This is a genomic window from Kitasatospora sp. NPDC057198, from assembly GCF_042670125.1.
GTDB lineage: Bacteria > Actinomycetota > Actinomycetes > Streptomycetales > Streptomycetaceae > Kitasatospora.
Window position 1 is genome coordinate 1 of record NZ_JBHUWH010000842.1, and the last position, 1,561, is coordinate 1,561.

2 protein-coding genes are annotated in these 1,561 nt (G+C 67.8%); both read right to left on the bottom strand.

Going from position 1 to position 1,561, the window contains the following annotated elements; translation table 11 throughout:
- Positions 1-31: 31 nt before the first annotated feature.
- The gene (locus ACFUEL_RS39535) at positions 32-694 is read right to left on the bottom strand and encodes an ATP-dependent Clp protease proteolytic subunit (protein WP_380243034.1); all 663 of its coding nucleotides are present in this window, start codon (positions 692-694) and stop codon (positions 32-34) included.
- 44 nt (positions 695-738) lie between these two features.
- Positions 739-1,368, bottom strand: a complete 630-nt coding sequence (locus ACFUEL_RS39540) for an ATP-dependent Clp protease proteolytic subunit (protein ID WP_380243035.1) — start codon at positions 1,366-1,368, stop codon at positions 739-741.
- Positions 1,369-1,561: the final 193 nt, after the last annotated feature.

The window sequence follows — 1,561 nt, forward strand, 5'->3', positions numbered from 1 at the left end:
CGTCACGTACGCACCACCCCGGGGCGGCGGGTCAGTCGGTGTACGAGTTCTTCCGGGTCGAGACGATCTGGTCGATCAGCCCGTACTCCAGCGACTCCTCGGCGGTGAGGATCTTGTCCCGCTCGATGTCCTCGCGGACCTGGTCGACCGACTTGGTCGAGTGCTTGGCCAGCATGGTCTCCAGCTGCTCGCGCATCCGGAAGATCTCCTTGGCCTGGATCTCCAGGTCCGACACCTGGCCGCGGCCGGTCTCGGTGTACGGCTGGTGGATCAGCACCCGGGCGTTCGGCAGCGCGAGGCGCTTGCCGGGGGTGCCCGCGGCCAGGATCACCGCGGCGGCCGAGGCGGCCTGGCCCATGCAGACCGTCTGGATGTCCGGCTTCACGAACTGCATGGTGTCGTAGATCGCGGTCAGCGCGGTGAACGAGCCGCCGGGCGAGTTGATGTAGAGCGAGATGTCCCGGTCCGGGTCCATCGACTCCAGGCAGATCAGCTGCGCCATGATGTCGTTCGCCGAGACGTCGTCCACCTGCGAGCCGAGGAAGATGATGCGCTCCTCGAACAGCTTGGCGTACGGGTCGTACTCGCGGATGCCCTGCGAGGTGCGCTCGACGAAGCGCGGGACGATGTAGCGGCCCTCGGCGCGCATGTCCTCCAGGCGGGCCTTGGCGCCCGACAGGCTGGGGATGTTCATGGTTTCTGGTCCTCCGAAGCGTGCGGTCAGGGGTGCGTTGCCGGTCAGCCGGCCAGGCCGGCGCCGGTGCCGCCGCCGCCGGGGACGTCCGCGGCGCTGTGCATGATCTCGTCGATCAGGCCGTACGCCTTGGCCTCCTCCGGGGTGAACCAGCGGTCGCGGTCGGAGTCCGCGGTGATCTGCTCGAAGGACTGGCCGCTGTGGAAGGCGATGAGCTCCGACATCCGCTTCTTGGTGCGCAGCAGCTGCTCGGCCTGGATCCGGATGTCGGTGGCGGAGCCGCCGAGGCCCGCGGAGGGCTGGTGCATCAGGATGTTGGCGTTCGGCAGCGAGAAGCGCTTGCCCTTGGCGCCCGCGGTCAGCAGGAACTGGCCCATCGACGCCGCCATGCCCATCGCGATGGTGACCACGTCGTTCTTGATGTACTGCATGGTGTCGTAGATCGCCATGCCGGCCGAGATGGATCCACCCGGGGAGTTGATGTAGAGGTAGATGTCCTTCTCGGGGTCCGCCGCGAGCAGCAGCAGCTGGGCGGTGATCTTGTTGGCGATGTCGTCGTCGACCTGCTGGCCGAGGAAGATGATGCGCTCGTTGAGCAGCCGGTTGTAGACCTGGTCGCCCAGGCCGCCACCCACGTCGCCGCCGGCGGCGTGCGGTGCCATCGGGCCAGGCATCTGCATCTGCGGGAACGTCACTTAGCCACCTGCTCAGTCGATCTGCGTGTGTGTCGCTGTCCACCGACCCTAACGCGCAGGCCCCGCCGCTGAATCCCCCACGCAGAACTGTTCGCTGTGAGCGCAGGGTGGGCGCGGTGAGCAGGCCGAACTCGCGCTGCCGGTACGGCGGAACGCGAACGGGCCCGGACAC

Bases quoted from the DNA above. Each gene is read 5' to 3' on its own strand.
- ACFUEL_RS39535 (WP_380243034.1), bottom strand. From the start codon at position 694: ATGAACATCCCCAGCCTGTCGGGCGCCAAGGCCCGCCTGGAGGACATG.
- ACFUEL_RS39540 (WP_380243035.1), bottom strand. From the start codon at position 1,368: ATGCCTGGCCCGATGGCACCGCACGCCGCCGGCGGCGACGTGGGTGGC.